Raw genomic sequence first — 15,981 nt, 5'->3', positions numbered from 1 at the left:
AGAACAATGTCTTTTCTAGTAGATAGATCATGTAGAGACTAATTCTGTTTCTTTTTCTTATGCTGCTGCGGTAGCTTCGCCTTCTGAATCGCCATAACCGTCTTCATCTACACGTTCACCGTCTGGCAATTCAACACCAACACCACGAATTAACGCTTCAAGCTCATCAGCGATTTCTGGATGTTGATATAAGTAATCAACAAGCTTAGCTTGACCCTGAAATTTTAGTTCTTCTCCGTTATGAACACGGATCTCTCCAGTTTCTAAGTCGATAATACGGAACCATGAACCTGCTTTTACAACAAAGCCACCTAATACAGCAACTTGTGAAATTTCATCAATTCGATCTACACCTTTTCCATAGATAAGCGGGAATGATGCTTCTTTAAAAGGAATAGCAAGTTTGTTTTTAACGACTTTGATTTTCACAATGTGACCAATGATATCATTACCTTGTTTGATATATTCGCCCATTTTAACTTGGATACGTTGAGAAGCGTAGAATGGAAGAGCTCGTCCACCTGAAGTTGTAGTTGGGGTACCTGCTGGAGAAAAACCACCGATTTTTTCACGAATTTGGTTAATGAAACCTACTGTACAGTCATGTTCATATGCAATACCTGTTAACTTTTGCATAGTTGTACTCATGAAACGTGCAAGTAAACCCATTGTTTGTTGTTCAGCTGATGATTCAACAATTTTTGTTGGAACCATTGCAGAAACTGAATCAACTACGATTAAGCGAACTTCACCAGAACGGATTAAACTATCGGCAATATCAACAGCATTTTCCGCTGTTTTAGGGTTTACATAGATTAATTTATCTAGGTCTACTCCATATTCAGCCGCTAATTCTTTATTCATCGCATGTTCAGCATCGATGAAAGCAACATAACCTTCATTCGCTCGTTGAACTTGTGCCATATGAAGAAATGCTAATGTTGTTTTCCCTGCCATAGAGTTACCGAAGTACTCAATAATACGTCCATTAGCGACACCGCCACCTAAAGCTAAGTCCATTGTTAGTGAACCACTTGAATAGGTTTTAACTACTGGTCCACCTTCCGCACAATAGTTAATCGTGTTGTTACCTAATGTCTTATTAATTGTTGCCATCAATTTATCAATACTCATGTAGTTACCTCCGTCATGTTGTACTTTGCTAGAATCTCCTGAGCATTTACTAATGCTTCAAGTTCTTCATAAAGTTCATGCTGCTTAACGGAGTCTTTTTCTTTTCTAGCAAGAGTTTCGATCTGTTGAATATGGGTTGTAAAATCAAGGGGATTTTCTTTTTGGATAGATTGTTTTGAGAAGTATTCATACTCTTCTTCTAGACATGAAGAGATTTGTTCTACCGCTACTTCATGCGGTAAAGTTTGTAGGTAAGATTTGTAGAGTGTCATTAAAAATTGATGAAGTCCTTGCTTCAATTCAGCTCTCATTCTTCGTTGATCTGACATATAATCACCTCAAAAGGATGAAACAGCTACCTTAGAAAGGTAGGCTGTCATCACTTATATTGAAATTCATTTCAGTACCAAATCCTGTTCCTGGTTGTTGAACATTTGGATTATGCTGATATTGAGCAGTTTGTTGTGCGAACTGAGGTTGCTGTTGGAATTGAGCTTGTCCCTGTGGTTGCTGGAATTGTTGCTGTTGTTGGAACTGTTGTTGCATTTGTTGTTGCTGTTGGTATTGCTGGTTAAACTGCTGAACTTGTTGTTCTTGTGTTCCGCTAACTTGTGCGTTGTTAGAAGAAAGAAACTTAACAGTATCAGAACGTAATTCCCAATAAGTGCGGTCTTCTTTTTTAGAAGATTTAAAACGACCTTCTACTAAAACTAAAGAGCCTTTTTTCGTGAAGTTTTGTACGTTTTTACCTTGTTGATTCCAAGCAGCACAAGGGTAAAAGTCAGTTGTTTTGTTTTCACCGAAACCATCGTCAACGGCCACTGTAAAGCGACAAACTGATTTCTCACCAAATTCTTTTGTTTCCGGATCTCTTGTTAAACGTCCTACTGCAATTGTTTTTGCAAACATATAATATTACCTCCAAGTGTTTTGATTTGTGATGTATGTTTCATTCGCTAAATAATCATGTAGCGGTTTAGATAAAGAAAAAATTGCGTCCTTATTCTTCATTTTCTTCTCTTTAAAATCTTTCATAAAATCGTTCTCTACTAAAGAGATACGAATACCTTCAACACTAACCGTTTCTCTAGTAAAAAGACTTTCCAGCTCCTGCTGTGCTGTTTGAATAGCTTCAGCGGTTGGATAAGGACTGTTTGAAGAGAAAGAATAGTATTTATAAGTTCTACACCCGATAGCGCTAGTTTGTTGTTGATCATAACTATACTCTTGATGTCTAATTCCTAACTTTTCTAGTGTAGGAATCAATGTTCTAGGTACAGATGCACCAGTTGTACGTTCACGTCGATTATGTACATAAAGCACCTTGAAATCGATATGATATTTCCCACGTCCATAACGGTGATTGCTGTAGTTATAACCCGGTTCATGATAGGTAAAAAGAATACTACCTACAGGTAATTTCTTGTGTATTGCCATTGCTAATCAATCTCCCTTAAGCAGATTCTTTTTGAAAACGCCTATAACAACTACGACATACACTTTTATACGATTCGTTTCCACCAGTTTGGATAGTTTCACCTTCAAAGATAGGAACACCATCTAATAAGCGCATATTACGAATTGCTTTGTTTTCACAATAAATACACTGATTTTTAATCTCTCGAATACTATCAGCGCTCTCTACTAACCTTTTAGATCCTTCAAATAGTTGACCTTGAAAGTCGGTCATTAAGCCATAAGCAATAACATCTATGCCTATTTCATCAGCTATAAGAGCTAATGTATCAATTGATTCTTTGTCCATAAATTGAACTTCATCTACAAACAACCAATCAGGCTTAACTGTGTAAACAAGACGTAGTAAATCAACAAAGTGGGAAACTGGTTCACAATCCATTTCGATATTAAGAGCACGAGACTTTACTTTGTTATCTCTAGTGTCTTTTGTACTCTTCACAATCAAAAAGTTTTTGCCTTGTTGCTCAAAATTGAATGCAGTCATGATAAGCTGAGCAGATTTTGAACTGTTCATGCTACCATAATAAAAAACCAATTTAGCCAATACGACTCTCTCCCTCTTGCCGTTTTTAAAGTAAACAATAAATTCTACTTAAAGAACGTAAGCACTTAAAAATGAAAAATCAAGACAAAAAAAGCCTTCTCCTATAGTTTTTTTCTACAAGAGAAGGCTCTTCCACAATGTAAGGTAAAGTAAAATGATTTAAAGCAATATGTGTCGTCGTCTAGCCATATATATACTTGATTGAGGGAGAGTAATATAGATGGCAGAGAGGAAGGGATTCGAACCCTCGTACCTTTTTACAGGTCTACTCCTTTAGCAAAGGAGCCACTTCAGCCACTTGGGTACCTCTCTACAATTTACTTAGCAAATGTGTGATTGCCAATAACTACTGTTACTGGTCTTGATGCAACCCAAGAACTTGTGACAGTCTTTGGATTGTAGAAATACAATGAGCCACTACCTTGACCTCTAAATGTGAGAGCTTCCTTTACAGCTTTCATAGAGTCAGTACCATAGGCTTTATTGATTTCTCCATTTTGTACAGGTGTGAAAGCGTAATGACTTCCATCATACGTTTCATAAACCACATCATGTACATTGTTTGGAAATTCTGCTTGGTAATCTACACGATTTAAAACCACTGTAGCTACCGCAACTTTTCCGGCATATGGCTCGCCTTGGGCTTCAGCTTGTACTAACTTTGCCATTAGTGTTTGGTCTGCGTCAGTTACTTTATAAGGAAGTTTTAAAACTTCACCTACACGGATGCTGTCGCTGTGATTGTTATTCACCTTTTTTAAGGATGCTAACGTCACACCGCTATTAGAAGAAATCTTCCATAACGTATCTCCGCTTTTGACTGTGTACTTGCTTAATTCCTGAGCATGTCCATTGATTAGAGAGAAATTAAGACTTAGTAGTACAGACAGGATGATAGCTATTACTAGTTTTCTCATGATGTCTTTCCCCTATTGTCTTTATTGGCAGGGATAGCAGGACTTGAACCCACACCAACGGTTTTGGAGACCGTTGTTCTACCAATTAAACTATACCCCTAAAAATGGAGAGGCGCCCCTTCGTTATACGCGCTTATCTCCCAGATAACCCCTTTGCTATCCGCCCGCATATCCTGTTACCTGTACGCCTCCGAAGGGATACGTCTTTTAAGGGGGGACGCACAGGGAGAGCTTAATATAGCAGGACTCTCTAACTGCTATATGCCGGCAAGAGGACTTGAACCCCCAACCTACTGATTACAAGTCAGTTGCTCTACCAATTGAGCTACACCGGCAAGTGCTCGATAGGAAGCTCGCAATTCCTACCAAGACTCTGTTCTCATATTCAAGAAAGGAGATGCCAATTAGTTGGGCCTACGTGGAGAATCGAACTCCTACACCTACATATCCATAGTGATATGTGTTCACCCATTGAACTTCCAGGCCATGATATTACTTACCTCTAAGCTTTGAACGAATGCTATTATGTCCGTTTGGAAGTCCTGTAGATGAAAACATCATACTTCCTGCATAATCCTTCTTCGCAACTTCACCACATTTACATGTAGTTTCTTCTGTACCCATTTTTACGATAGTTTCAAATGAAGTACCGCATTTTGTACAATCGAATTTATAGATCGGCATAACTTACTCCTTGCTAGATAAAAATTGGTGTCCTCTGAAGGAATCGAACCCCCGTTTACCACTGTATCATGTGCTGCCGCACCATTCAGGTTTACGTTGTTTTACCATTAAACTAAGAGAACATGTTGGGGCGCTTGAAGCGTAAGCACCCCGACTATGATGTAGTGTGTTGTGTTTTGTTAGTGTGTTGTGTTTTATGGTCTCGACTGAAGGATTTGAACCTACGACCCCTTGGTCCCAAACCAAGTGCTCTACCAAACTGAGCTAAATCGAGATAGAGACAGCTTTTTATACAGAAGCTTAACTGCCATATTTCGCTATACAGCGTCATATGCAACCAATAGTAAGTGAAAGGATGTGTGCTCTTAAATCGCCATTCAAGAGGTCAATCAGTTGTGCGTGAACGCAACTATGCCAAGCACCCCACGAGAATCGAACTCGTATCGTCTGTTTGGAAAACAGAAATCATAACCATTAGACCAGGGACACATGATCTACGGTATTCGCACTACCGTAGAAAGGAAAATAGAAAAATGAAAATAATGAAAAAGGAATAAAATAAAATAAAATAAAATAAAATAAAATAAAAAGGATGATTAATTAGTATGGCGACAGGAAGCCCTGTCATATTGGCTCCACAGGTAGGATTCGAACCTACGACCTATCGGTTAACAGCCGATTGCTCTACCACTGAGCTACTGTGGAATGAATGTTAACGTCCCCGAACCCATTAACTTGCATAAACAGCCCGACCTCTTACGTCTATGCGCCCCTTCACCCGGCTTCAACACGCGATGTTGAATTAATCGATAAAAGCAAGAAATGAATTTAATTCACGATGAACATAGTCACTTCTATTACCTCGGTGCTGAGGCATTGTACTACATACCATTAAAATAAGTTGATTCTATGTTGTAAAAGCACTTGGTTTAATTGATATGTCTATCAGCTGAAGATAACGTAAGCAGTTGGAGTGCATTTGTCAACAGTTCTAGCAAAAAAAATAAAAAAATACCGCTACTTTATCGCGCGTTATAAAGTAGCGGTATTTTCTATAATTAATAATAAACTTGTACTCCGGCACTTCTAGCAATTGCATTGATTCTAGTCTTATCCTCAACACGATCTAACACCACATGGGTAATACCTTGAGTTTTTTTATTCTCATTAATTGCTTCTTCTATTTCTGAAAGAGACATACTGGCTTCAGTTATTACTGAAAAATGTGCCTTCAATGGTTCATGTAGTGCTTTTTGTAAATCCACATTCCCTAGGTCTAATTCCGAAACAGGGATTTTCAGTACATGAGAAGCTAAACCTTTTGTAAACTTTATAAGAGAAGATTCAAAGCTAAAAATCAGAGTAGGCTTTCCTTGTTTTGCAAAATCATATGCCTGAAGATATAATTGTTCTTCTCGTCCACCATAACCTAATTGCGCCATTTACATCCACCCCTTTATATTATCAGAGTGGGTATTCGACAATATTTATCTTATTCCTGCTCGTTTAGATGCATTTTTCCTAGTATCGTCAATAGTTGACTTTCTTCAGCTACCACGTTTGCACCTTCGCCTTCTTCATCCATTTTTTCTTTAATAAATAGAGTTGCCTTTGATTCCTCTCCAAATATACCTTTACACAACTTATACCAATTACCTAAAGTACTTGGTTCGCCTGTTGAGAGCATAGTTTGCATGATCAAATCTCCTCATTAATTAAATTTTTGTTTCTATATAGATTGCTAATAATAGCAATGTAATTCCAAGTGCACCGCCTCCACCTAGACCCCATAATACTCGTTTTGCGGGTTCAATTCTTCTAGGTAAGAGAGAGTACATATAAACAAAAGATACAGCAAACCATACTATAGTTGCTAATCCAGTTATCATAAAATTCCTAATCCACATTTTTGTCTCCTTTAATTCCCTATATATACTAATAATAGATAATTTTTAAAATAAAACAAGAAAAATAAGAAAATCCCTACAAGATTTTACATCCGTAGGGATTTCTTAAGAGAAATTAATAGAAAATAATTTGCATTAATTAACGAAAAAATTACACATTATATTTAGTCCGAGAAAATTTCTTTTAATATTTTTTATTGTTTTGCTACCTATGTTAATACAACCTTATGAAAAGAAAAAGTCAATACATCGTGCGGATTTTGTGCAAAAAAAATAAGCCGCTTATAAGCTGACTAGGTTTAGTTGTTTATTTGTGCTACTTTGTGAGACTGGATTTTCGCCCAACATTCATTAATATCAACATATACAGACTGATAAGATACATCATTTTCAATATAGTTTTCCTCTTCCATAATTACATTTATGCGGGTATATCTTTTAAATAGAGTTAGTACTCTTTCATGCATAAAGAATGTGCCATATTCGTAATTGTACTCCATTCCTACACGCATCATTTCTTCAAATAAGCTTAACATACAATGACGACTATTCTTCGTAGTAGGTAGTAAGCTTAAATGGTCAATATAAGTAACTACATTATCCTTTCCTTCTAATGAAGGGAAATAAGACAAAAATTTTTGAGATGGTTTTCTGTAACTTCCTGTTCCAACAGGTACTCCATCCTCTAATACAAGAAAAGCACGGCCACCATATAATTCAAATCGTTCGCGTGGATTTCCGATTCTTGTCCAATTCGTATTAAACGTTTCCCAAAATAAATTCCAGTCTTGCTCTGATTGAACCTCTTTTACAGTAATACTCGATAACACTCTTTCAACCTCCATAATACTTTTTTGTATATAAAAAATAAGCCAGCCGAAGCTGACTTAGATTTACCGGGATATTATTTCAACTTTAGAACTTGTCCAATGCTTAAAACATCAGACTTTAAGCCATTGATAGACTTAAGTTTATCTACAGTTGTTTTATGATCATTTGCAATGCTCCAAAGAGTATCACCTTTTACAACTTTATAAGTTACAGGAGTAGCGGGTGCTACAGTTTTACCTGTTAAAGCATGAACAATAGCATTACATGCCTTAGCGATACCACCAGAAGCCATTAGTTTCTTCATATCATCAGCACTATCAATGAAAGCTACTTCAATTAAGATAGAAGAAGCATTTGTGCTGTTAAGAAAACCAATGTTTTTCGCTTCTTTCGGCCCACGATCATCTGTGCCTAACTTAGCAGAAAGTTCTTTTGAAACTTTAGCGGCAAGGTCTTTCTGACTGTAGTAAAGAACTTCTGTACCGTGTGATTTACCATTAAAAGCATTCAAGTGAATACTAACATCTAAACGACCATCTTTAGGTAGTTTATTGCAGTTTTTAACGGCATTTCCCCATACTGCAGATTTCGTCTTTCCTACATTGTCAGTACAAACCTTCACAGTCTGACCAACAGATTTAAATTGCTTTTCTAATTCTGCAACAATTGTACGAGCAACTTCATGTTCTTTGTAGCCACATCCGCTTGCTCCCGGAACAATAGCATTATGACCTGCTGTTAATGTAATAAGTTTATAACTCATCGTAGTCATGCACCTCCGATAAAAATTGCACCAAATGATGCAGGACTACGATAACCATTACACTTGTTTAGCTCAATCGTTTACTTATGCTTTTTTGACGAAATCCCCTAAACGCATAGTCACAAGGAATCCTTGTTGTTCTTGAGAAGATTGCTCAATAGATTTAATAGTAGCTTGATGTAAGTTTCCATCTACAAATAAAGCTTCAGTGATTGGAGCTAGCCCTTGTGCTACAATCATGTTTTCTTTGCCTGAAATAGAAACTAGCTTACTTGTAACTGGTCCACCACCAGTAATGTGGAGTTCACTCTTTACCTCGATCCGTTTGCCGACAGATTTTTCCCAAGATGAAGGTGAATGACCAGTGATGAATTGAATTACGGTTTCTGTTTGAGTAAGATTGCCCGCTCCAGCTTGTAAATTACCTACTACTTGCGTTGGTTGCTTCTCTTCTGTTTGAACTCTGATACCTGTTTCTTGAAGTGTTTGTGTAATAACACCAGAAACCATGCCTTGTGCTTGATCCATTACATCTTGACGAGATTGTGGAGTCATAGCTGTTTGAGTACGGATTTCTTCAATTGCTCCGCCCATATCTTTGCTATTAGAACTTACTAATTCTTGATAGCCTTGCGTATAATTCGCTTCTGGATTCGGATTTAGTAATTGATTCGCTTCTTCTGGAGTATAATCTTTATTTAATAACGCTTCAGCAGATGCTACCTCTTGCTTAGCAGCTTCTTGAATCTTAGCAAGTTCAAGTTCTCTTGCTTGGAAAGATTCATCAGTAATTGGCACAAAATCTAATACATTTAAACCTGGTGCTTTTTCATATGCGAAATCTTCTACTTCCCATAGTTGGTCAAATTTAATAACCATCGCTTTACGGCTAGTTTGTGGATCTACTACCATATCAACATCGATTAGCTGTGCTAACCATTTAGAATTACGCATTGCTTCACTTGATAATGTATTTACTCCTGTTGCCATTTGAAACACATCATGCATTAACGCTACTTGTTTAAATTGATCCGCTGGGTTCACAAAGAATCCTAAGCTAATCGCTTGGCCAACCATAGATTTTGCAGCTTCTAAGCTAAACATAGTCTCTGCTTTAGGGTGTAGCGGTAAAGTTAATTCATTTGTTAAAGGAAAATCTTGTGGAACAACACCAAGCGGTACAGTCTGAACGTTTACAGATTGAGTTACAGTTTCAGCAACTGGTGCTTGCTCAACAACTGGTACTTGCTGAACACCTTCAACTGGAGCTGCAGTCTCCGCTTGAACAGTCTCACCAATTACATCTGCATCTAATTTGAATTGAATAAACGTTTTATCTTCTACTTTCTTCATTTCATAATCAAGGATTTTAGCAGAGTAGTTGTTTGGATTAAGTTTTGTATCCTCTTGCACACCAATAACAATCGTTCCACTAGCATTTGTTGTATAGAAACGAGCAATGCTACCCGCAACTGTAATTCCATAATTTTGAGTTAAAACTGCTTCTTTTTGAGTTTCAAATGTTGGAACAAAGTTAGGGTGTAGTAAGAAACTAGCAACCAAGAATGGCTTCTCTTCTTCAACAACCTCTTCTTTTGTTACAACTTCTTCTTTCGGAGCTTCTGTTTCGACTTCTTTCTCTTCTGTCTTAGCGTGAGCAGGAACTTCTCCTTTTTCAAGCAGATTAGTTACGCTCTCTACGATCCAATGGTCCTTCACTAACACTTTTAGATTTTTGTACGTAACGTCTGTATAACGAGCACGAGATTTAGGAACAATTTCGCCAAACGATACAACTTCCACAGAAACAAATCCACCATCTTTTAAATAATTACGAATATTTTCAGGGAATTGTTCAAGTTTAGTTGTTTTAGCAATCGCAACAATTTCATCATCTAAGCATAGTGTTAAATAGAATGAGCGTTTATCACGGTAAATTACACCGCCACGTTCAATAATTGTTCCCATATGTTTTTCATTTGTTGGAGAAATTAAACCGAATGTTTCTACATATACTTTTTCATTTTCTAATTCCACTTCTTCGGCTGCATCAGTTAATGTTTCCTCTTCAATAGATGTTTCAACTACAACCGCTGGAGTTTCCACAGGAACTTCTACCTTTGTTTCCTCTACTTGAGGAAGTGTTTCTTTTGGTAATTCTACTACTGGAAGAACTGGCTCCACTGGAAGAACTGTTTCTGTTGGTAGACTCATTTCTTCTTGGACAGTTTCTATTACCTCTTGTTGAACAGGTTGAGCCTCTTCAATTTGAGTAGCAGATTGTGTTTCTTCTACATATGTAGCACTTAAATCATTAGATGCTTCTTTATGAGCTGGTAAAATAACATCTTCTTGAATTGGTTGAGGTTGAATAGCTGATGTTTCGACTTCTTCCACTTCAACTTCTTCAACTACTGCATTTGGAAATTCAACATGCAAAGTTTCTTCATTTGTTTCTTGATTGTTTTCTGGTAGTTCAACGTTCGGGAACTCTACAGCTCCACCAGTAAATGTATCTAAATATTTGTGGATAGCGGATAAAATGCTTTGTTTTACCTCTACATTGTCCTCGATATTTACTCTTTTCAATAAAGTGTTTAATTGTTCTACGTTCATCATTAATAATCTCTCCCTTTTTAATAATTGAAATTTTTCATAAATACTTTCAACAGTTGTCAAACCCGTCTTGCTCCTCTCACGTTCAAAATCGATGTTTCGAACGTAAGCAGTTCATTCTAAAAAATCAATGGGTGTAACTATTTTTTAGGGCTATTTATACAAAAAATTAGGCAAAATAAAAAACACCTCGGCAAAGGTGCTCTTTATTTCAACTAATTTCAAAAAGAGAGAAGGTGGCAGCCTTCAATCTTCTTTATCATTTTTAAATGGTAATAATACTGCCTTACTTGTATGAGTAAGAGCATTAAAATTTGTATAATGGTGATACAACCTTCTATCAGCAAGGATTTGATTCAAGTATCCCATTGTGATTAGAGCGGCCATTTCATTTGATTGCATACGCTGAGGTTGTGAAACGATATTTTGTCCACAACTTTGAGAAGGTAAAAGACTTTCATTGTCTTCTAAAATGTCAGGGTACACACTTGCTACTGGAGCAAGAATCGTATCATTATGATGAACTCCACATACACAATGACCTGCATATCCAGAGCGACGTATTTCCTCTTCTGAGCCTTCTTGTAAGATTCCATCTACACCACAATCAATATAAATTAGACTGTCATCTTCTTGGAAATATTCATGCATAATCTTTCGTGAAGCATGATTATCAACTGCTCCAATTAAGACTCTAAACAATTTAGTTTCCAATGGAACAACAAAGTTATCATAGCCAGAAGCAAAACAATTTCTTAATTCTTCTAGGGATTCAACATATTCTTCTCGATGGAAAACAGGAAATTGATAAGCTTTTCCATACCGTTCAGCTAATACCTTTGCTTTGTTCTTACCTATATCTTTTGGGAGAAACGGTTGTCTTTGCAGGTTTTTCTCCTCAACCAAATCTAAATCTACAATTGTATAAGTAAACTCACTATTTACTTCCATTCTATTTAAAGAGGATAACAACTTAGCTAATCGCTGAGTTATGTATCCTCCATTTCCACCGGCTCCTACTTGAACAATATCAAAATGGATTTTTCGTTCAGGATATAACTCCAATGCCTTCATTAACATTTACACTCATCCTTTCTTTGCACCAGAAACAATAGGTACGATTAATTTCTTTTCTTCTTCAACAACCAATTTTGTACGTTCCTTAGACAATTCAGGATAATCTAGTTCTAACCATTCACGAACTTGTTCCAAAGTCATGTTATCCTCTGGTGGATTATCTTGATTACCTGCATAAGCAATGTTCCATGATGTATCTACTCTTAAAAGCGGTTTTGGGGTTGCTGGTTTCTTTGCCGGAGTTTTTTCTTTTTTAGAAGAAACATTACCCTTTGTATCCTTCGGCTTTTCTTCTGTCTTACCGGCTTCCGCTTTTGCTTTTATACGTTCCTCTAAGCCTTGTACTAATTTTTGAGCAGCCTTAGTTTTGTCTTCCGCTGTATTTACCGTTTCTTTTTTCTCTTCAGTTGCTGGAGTTGCAAATGGATCTGCTACTGTAGACGGTGTAGCATCTGCAAATGGATCTGATACAGAATTAGAAGTTACATTAGCAAATGGATTATTACCTGTAGGTAAATTAAATAAGTTGTTAGCGTTAGATTGCTCTGGTGCAGTGAATAAGCCATTAGTAGTTGAATTAGCAATATTAGTGAATAAGTCAGTAGTTTGGTTTTTTTTTCAGTCATGTTAAATACCTTCTCTCAGTTTTTTAGTTTAGTTGAAAAATCTATTTACGTAGCTTGCAACAATATCTTTAGCGCAACGGCGTTTTGGCTCATGTAACTTTGTATAATCAAAACGGGGCTTACCTTGCGTTTCTTCAAAAATTTGTCGCAAAGGTAAACCCCATTTATTTACATCTTTTAAGTTGTAATAATGATCTGTAATATCCGCTGCCATCCAGTTATGAACAAACGATGTCATCTGTGCTAAATCCTGCAATTCACTCATAAAGAAAAAGCACATTTCCCCGTCACCTTGAACATGAGAAAATGGGAAACGGTATAGCTTAGTTGTGTCTCGAAACACTTTATCTTTAAAAGCAAAGCATTTTTTATTCGTTATTCTATATCCATTGTTAGTAGGAGCAAATGTAAAAACAAACAACAAGTTTGGAAAAGGAACTTTTTTATACGGTTTGTTGTGGTAGGTAATATCAAACCTACCTTCTTTTTGCTCCATAAATAAAACAACTTGACCATCCGGTAGCGCCATATACTTAACTGTACCTTTTGGAAGTGCAGGTGATTCAAATACAGGTACTTCAGGTTTCTTAACATCTCGCTTTACTTCCTTATAACAGTTTCTTTGAAGAAATTCGAATAACGTATTATGGTCTATATCCCATGAACGTTTAGTTCCATTTACTTCGTATTCAATGTGTGGTAATTGTGTATCTCCAAGAGTAATTTTAATCATGCTACTATTTCTCCCCTCTCATCTTTCGCCAGTAATGCAATGTAATCATTTAGTTTCTTTAGTTCTAATAAAAATTCAACCGTTTCTTCTAGGGAAATTCCCGTTTCCTCTTGTATTCCGATTATGAAAGTAGCTGGTTGGTTTGCAAAATCCCTAATGTAACCCTCTCCGCTATTTGATAATTCTGAGGTAGGTAAATGAACAAATTCAATCAAGTTTCCATCACCCACTACATTGTCTTGTACGATATCAAAACCTTCTATAAATGTAGGGTATTTTGGATGATTAATATACTTCATTAATTCAGGAATATGGATAGCGCCGATGATTTGATAATTCCAACCGTTAACATACTCGTCATGTACATCATAAGGAACCTCTACCCAATCAAAATGAAACTCAAAGAATAGTTCCATAGTTTCTAGTATGTAAGGATAGTCAAGTTCTGTTGTTTCTTCGTCAACATAAGCATGTAAAAACTCAATGAATCTTTCATCTTCAATACCATGATCCTTGGCTAATATCTGAATAAAAAAGGTTTTCCTCGCTTTTAATGTAGATCCCATCAACATACCGACTTCAACCTCCGATTTTTGATTTCATTAATTAATTCCTTGTATAAATCAAAATAATTTAATGCAAATTTTTCGAACGCAAAAAAATAATCAGGCCCATATTCATAAGGGGTCATAAATTCATAATCAAAAGTAATAACATAAGTGAATTCCATTTCCTTTAAATAAAGACTATGTTCCGGCTTCTTACCTGTACTAGTGGTATAGTCAGAAAAAAGCTCCCCGAAAGTCATTGTATTGTCTGGTAACTCATCCATTAATGAAGACATACGTATCATCCAATTTTGCTGTTCTTCCTTATCAAACAAGTAAAGATAATCATGTAAAAGGCCAAAATGAAATACAGCTAAAACATCCATTGTGTATTCATTAACAACATCGTGTATGACTTCCCCTATAACTTTTTCGAAGTCTTCTTTTGCGTAATCTACATAAAGGGCATCACACATTGTACCCACTGCACCAGGAATGAGATCTCCAAAAAAATCATCACGGTAACATAAGGCATACTCTTCGCCAAGCACCCTACTAGGTTCTTCACTTAATAAGTTAATTTTTTCATGGCATTTTTTATAGCATTGATATTGGAACTTATTCTTAACATATAAGGAAGGATATTGTATGCTCATATGAAGTCAGACTCCTCATCTAAATGTTCTTTTAATACAGAAGCTTGTTTTTCTACGCCCAAACTTCTACCAAATTCATAATAGTAATCACGACCTGTAGAAGCATGTGGTCCATTCACTGTATCTTCAAGATCCTCATCTATATTCTCATAAGCATATTGTAAAATTTGAGTTTCGTAGCGGTTCATCATTTCATCTGGAAGAAAGCCTTTTGAAAATAAAACCTTATAAATCTCTGCAATTTGATAATACTCATTCATCCAGTCTTCAGGAACTTTTTTATCGTAATTAGCTTCTAATGTATCAATAAGCGATTTAACATTTACTTTCTCAGTAGGTACTCTCTCAACGCCAGATATTTTCAATTGATCTAATCCATGTAATATCGGTTTCAATTTCGTTTCCTCCTTAAAATAAAAAAAGACTTCCAAAGTGGAAGCCTCTCAATGATTTATATTAGCAAGACCAACATATGTTTCATCTGCAAGAGTAGGAATAATTTTCAGACCTTGAAAAGTTACTGTGCTGTCGTAGTGGTAATAACTCGTGTTTCGCATTAACTTGTAATGATCCTCTCGATTTATAAACAGAGCATCTGGTCTAATTCCATATTTGCGGATAAACATGTGTTGCATTTCAAAAATTCGTTCTACAATATCTCTATTATTCTCGCGTTCTCTTTCGCGTTCACGAGCAATATATGCTACTAGGTCATCTTCTTCTTGTTCATTATGAGAAAATGAATTCCCAAGCACATATTCATAATGTGGATGATGTTGATAAACCATTTCATAACGTCTCGATGTATCAGTCTCTATAGAGGTTATTGGGAAAACAGAAGTAGGAATTGTTGTTGCATCCATAATATGTTCACCATTTAATGTGATACGAGCATTATTAAAACTAACACTATCCTCATTAATTGTTAGTCCCTCTATTCTAGATATTTGTCCGTGAGCTTGTATCATATTCCATCAATCCTTTATTCGAAATGAGAAAGGGCGGCAGCCCCTTATAATGTAATTGATGAAAACATAAGCAATAGGAAAATAAATTACAATACCCTGAAATAAAATAGAAACTACAAATAAAAACTAAAAAAATAATACATTTTAGAGGAAAATAACAGATAAACCTAAATTCCCCTAAAATAAAACATAAAAAAATACACTCTACCAGAATGTACTTGTTAGGTAAGTTGGACTTGTGTTAAACCATAGGTTCAAATTTATTTAATGACCAACTTCTATTAGTAAACCAAAGTTGAACTAATTACCGCTTGCTATAAGATATGCTTCAATTGCTTTAACAAATCTTTCAGCATTATCATCATAAGTAAGTTTGATTTTATTCTCCTTACAATACAGATTAATAAATCTGTAAATATCATCTGCTTGAGACCTTACACGATGATTAACCTCTTCAAGAGTTGTATGACTAGCATTAACAGTCATCGGTTACCTCCT

General features: G+C 36.1%; 22 protein-coding genes and 7 tRNA genes. 1 reads left to right on the top strand and 28 read right to left on the bottom strand.

Going from position 1 to position 15,981, the window contains the following annotated elements; all coding sequences use genetic code 11:
* Window positions 1-57 precede the first annotated feature (57 nt).
* From ACFX4N_RS24365 to ACFX4N_RS24260, 22 genes are all read right to left on the bottom strand, one after another.
* A complete protein-coding gene (locus ACFX4N_RS24365; protein ID WP_377263034.1) occupies window positions 58-1,134 on the bottom strand; it encodes a recombinase RecA in 1,077 nt (358 codons plus the stop codon).
* Window positions 1,131-1,463 carry a hypothetical protein gene (locus ACFX4N_RS24360; RefSeq protein ID WP_377263032.1) on the bottom strand — a complete coding sequence of 111 codons (333 nt, stop codon included), beginning with the start codon at window positions 1,461-1,463 and terminating at the stop codon, window positions 1,131-1,133. The genes ACFX4N_RS24365 and ACFX4N_RS24360 overlap by 4 nt, the downstream gene beginning before the upstream one ends.
* Before the next feature lie 31 nt (window positions 1,464-1,494).
* Complete coding sequence (locus ACFX4N_RS24355; RefSeq protein WP_377263030.1) at window positions 1,495-2,043, bottom strand: single-stranded DNA-binding protein; 549 nt, start codon at window positions 2,041-2,043, stop codon at window positions 1,495-1,497.
* 6 nt (window positions 2,044-2,049) lie between these two features.
* Complete coding sequence (locus tag ACFX4N_RS24350; RefSeq protein WP_377263028.1) at window positions 2,050-2,571, bottom strand: hypothetical protein; 522 nt, start codon at window positions 2,569-2,571, stop codon at window positions 2,050-2,052.
* A 16-nt stretch (window positions 2,572-2,587) separates the two neighbouring features.
* Window positions 2,588-3,157 (bottom strand): thymidine kinase, encoded by a 570-nt coding sequence (locus ACFX4N_RS24345; RefSeq protein ID WP_377263027.1) that lies wholly within the window; start codon window positions 3,155-3,157, stop codon window positions 2,588-2,590.
* A gap of 221 nt (window positions 3,158-3,378) precedes the next feature.
* Window positions 3,379-3,469 (bottom strand) — tRNA-Ser (locus ACFX4N_RS24340).
* A 5-nt stretch (window positions 3,470-3,474) separates the two neighbouring features.
* Window positions 3,475-4,074: a cell wall hydrolase gene (locus ACFX4N_RS24335; RefSeq protein WP_377263025.1), complete on the bottom strand. Its 600-nt coding sequence runs from the start codon at window positions 4,072-4,074 to the stop codon at window positions 3,475-3,477.
* 25 nt (window positions 4,075-4,099) lie between these two features.
* Window positions 4,100-4,174: transfer RNA gene (locus ACFX4N_RS24330), tRNA-Trp, on the bottom strand.
* A gap of 162 nt (window positions 4,175-4,336) precedes the next feature.
* Window positions 4,337-4,409 (bottom strand) — tRNA-Thr (locus ACFX4N_RS24325).
* 157 nt (window positions 4,410-4,566) lie between these two features.
* Window positions 4,567-4,758 (bottom strand): zinc ribbon domain-containing protein, encoded by a 192-nt coding sequence (locus tag ACFX4N_RS24320; protein WP_377263023.1) that lies wholly within the window; start codon window positions 4,756-4,758, stop codon window positions 4,567-4,569.
* Window positions 4,759-4,783: 25 nt separating this feature from the next.
* Window positions 4,784-4,880 (bottom strand) — tRNA-OTHER (locus ACFX4N_RS24315).
* A 75-nt stretch (window positions 4,881-4,955) separates the two neighbouring features.
* A tRNA-Pro gene (locus tag ACFX4N_RS24310) sits at window positions 4,956-5,032 on the bottom strand.
* 143 nt (window positions 5,033-5,175) lie between these two features.
* Window positions 5,176-5,247 (bottom strand) — tRNA-Gly (locus ACFX4N_RS24305).
* 141 nt (window positions 5,248-5,388) lie between these two features.
* Window positions 5,389-5,463: transfer RNA gene (locus tag ACFX4N_RS24300), tRNA-Asn, on the bottom strand.
* A gap of 353 nt (window positions 5,464-5,816) precedes the next feature.
* Window positions 5,817-6,200, bottom strand: coding sequence for a hypothetical protein (locus tag ACFX4N_RS24295; protein ID WP_377263021.1), 384 nt, complete (start codon window positions 6,198-6,200; stop codon window positions 5,817-5,819).
* A gap of 50 nt (window positions 6,201-6,250) precedes the next feature.
* Entirely contained in the window at window positions 6,251-6,454 is a 204-nt protein-coding gene (locus ACFX4N_RS24290) for a hypothetical protein (RefSeq protein WP_377263019.1), read from the bottom strand.
* Between the two features lie 19 nt (window positions 6,455-6,473).
* Complete coding sequence (locus tag ACFX4N_RS24285) at window positions 6,474-6,665, bottom strand: hypothetical protein (RefSeq protein WP_377263018.1); 192 nt, start codon at window positions 6,663-6,665, stop codon at window positions 6,474-6,476.
* 299 nt (window positions 6,666-6,964) lie between these two features.
* Window positions 6,965-7,495, bottom strand: coding sequence for a hypothetical protein (locus ACFX4N_RS24280; RefSeq protein WP_377263016.1), 531 nt, complete (start codon window positions 7,493-7,495; stop codon window positions 6,965-6,967).
* A 74-nt stretch (window positions 7,496-7,569) separates the two neighbouring features.
* Complete coding sequence (locus ACFX4N_RS24275) at window positions 7,570-8,259, bottom strand: N-acetylmuramoyl-L-alanine amidase (RefSeq protein WP_377263014.1); 690 nt, start codon at window positions 8,257-8,259, stop codon at window positions 7,570-7,572.
* Between the two features lie 84 nt (window positions 8,260-8,343).
* Complete coding sequence (locus ACFX4N_RS24270) at window positions 8,344-10,938, bottom strand: hypothetical protein (protein ID WP_377263013.1); 2,595 nt, start codon at window positions 10,936-10,938, stop codon at window positions 8,344-8,346.
* A 183-nt stretch (window positions 10,939-11,121) separates the two neighbouring features.
* The gene (locus ACFX4N_RS24265) at window positions 11,122-11,955 is read right to left on the bottom strand and encodes a ThiF family adenylyltransferase (RefSeq protein ID WP_377263011.1); all 834 of its coding nucleotides are present in this window, start codon (window positions 11,953-11,955) and stop codon (window positions 11,122-11,124) included.
* Window positions 11,956-11,961: 6 nt separating this feature from the next.
* Window positions 11,962-12,093 (bottom strand): hypothetical protein, encoded by a 132-nt coding sequence (locus tag ACFX4N_RS24260; protein ID WP_377263009.1) that lies wholly within the window; start codon window positions 12,091-12,093, stop codon window positions 11,962-11,964.
* Window positions 12,094-12,319: 226 nt separating this feature from the next.
* On the opposite strand from ACFX4N_RS24260, the gene ACFX4N_RS24255 reads away from it, so the two are divergent.
* Window positions 12,320-12,583, top strand: coding sequence for a hypothetical protein (locus ACFX4N_RS24255; protein ID WP_377263007.1), 264 nt, complete (start codon window positions 12,320-12,322; stop codon window positions 12,581-12,583).
* A gap of 23 nt (window positions 12,584-12,606) precedes the next feature.
* On the opposite strand, the gene ACFX4N_RS24250 is transcribed toward ACFX4N_RS24255, so the two are convergent.
* The 6 genes from ACFX4N_RS24250 to ACFX4N_RS24225 all read right to left on the bottom strand — a co-directional run bounded on the left by ACFX4N_RS24250 (window position 12,607) and on the right by ACFX4N_RS24225 (window position 15,969).
* Entirely contained in the window at window positions 12,607-13,311 is a 705-nt protein-coding gene (locus tag ACFX4N_RS24250; protein WP_377263004.1) for a hypothetical protein, read from the bottom strand.
* Window positions 13,308-13,883 (bottom strand): hypothetical protein, encoded by a 576-nt coding sequence (locus ACFX4N_RS24245; RefSeq protein ID WP_377263001.1) that lies wholly within the window; start codon window positions 13,881-13,883, stop codon window positions 13,308-13,310. Before ACFX4N_RS24245 ends, ACFX4N_RS24250 begins: the two co-directional genes overlap by 4 nt.
* Window positions 13,877-14,515, bottom strand: coding sequence for a hypothetical protein (locus ACFX4N_RS24240; RefSeq protein WP_377262998.1), 639 nt, complete (start codon window positions 14,513-14,515; stop codon window positions 13,877-13,879). Before ACFX4N_RS24240 ends, ACFX4N_RS24245 begins: the two co-directional genes overlap by 7 nt.
* Entirely contained in the window at window positions 14,512-14,910 is a 399-nt protein-coding gene (locus ACFX4N_RS24235; protein WP_377262995.1) for a Rho GTPase-activating protein, read from the bottom strand. The genes ACFX4N_RS24240 and ACFX4N_RS24235 overlap by 4 nt, the downstream gene beginning before the upstream one ends.
* 48 nt (window positions 14,911-14,958) lie before the next feature.
* On the bottom strand, window positions 14,959-15,483 hold the full coding sequence (locus tag ACFX4N_RS24230) for a hypothetical protein (protein WP_377262993.1): 525 nt from the start codon (window positions 15,481-15,483) through the stop codon (window positions 14,959-14,961).
* A 300-nt stretch (window positions 15,484-15,783) separates the two neighbouring features.
* Window positions 15,784-15,969 (bottom strand): hypothetical protein, encoded by a 186-nt coding sequence (locus ACFX4N_RS24225; RefSeq protein ID WP_377262990.1) that lies wholly within the window; start codon window positions 15,967-15,969, stop codon window positions 15,784-15,786.
* Between the last annotated feature and the right edge of the window lie 12 nt (window positions 15,970-15,981).

The organism is Priestia sp. YIM B13551 (genome assembly GCF_042787905.1).
GTDB lineage: Bacteria > Bacillota > Bacilli > Bacillales > Bacillaceae_H > Priestia.
Note: the sequence above shows the minus strand (reverse complement) of the source record. Positions and strands in the feature narration are given on the sequence as shown.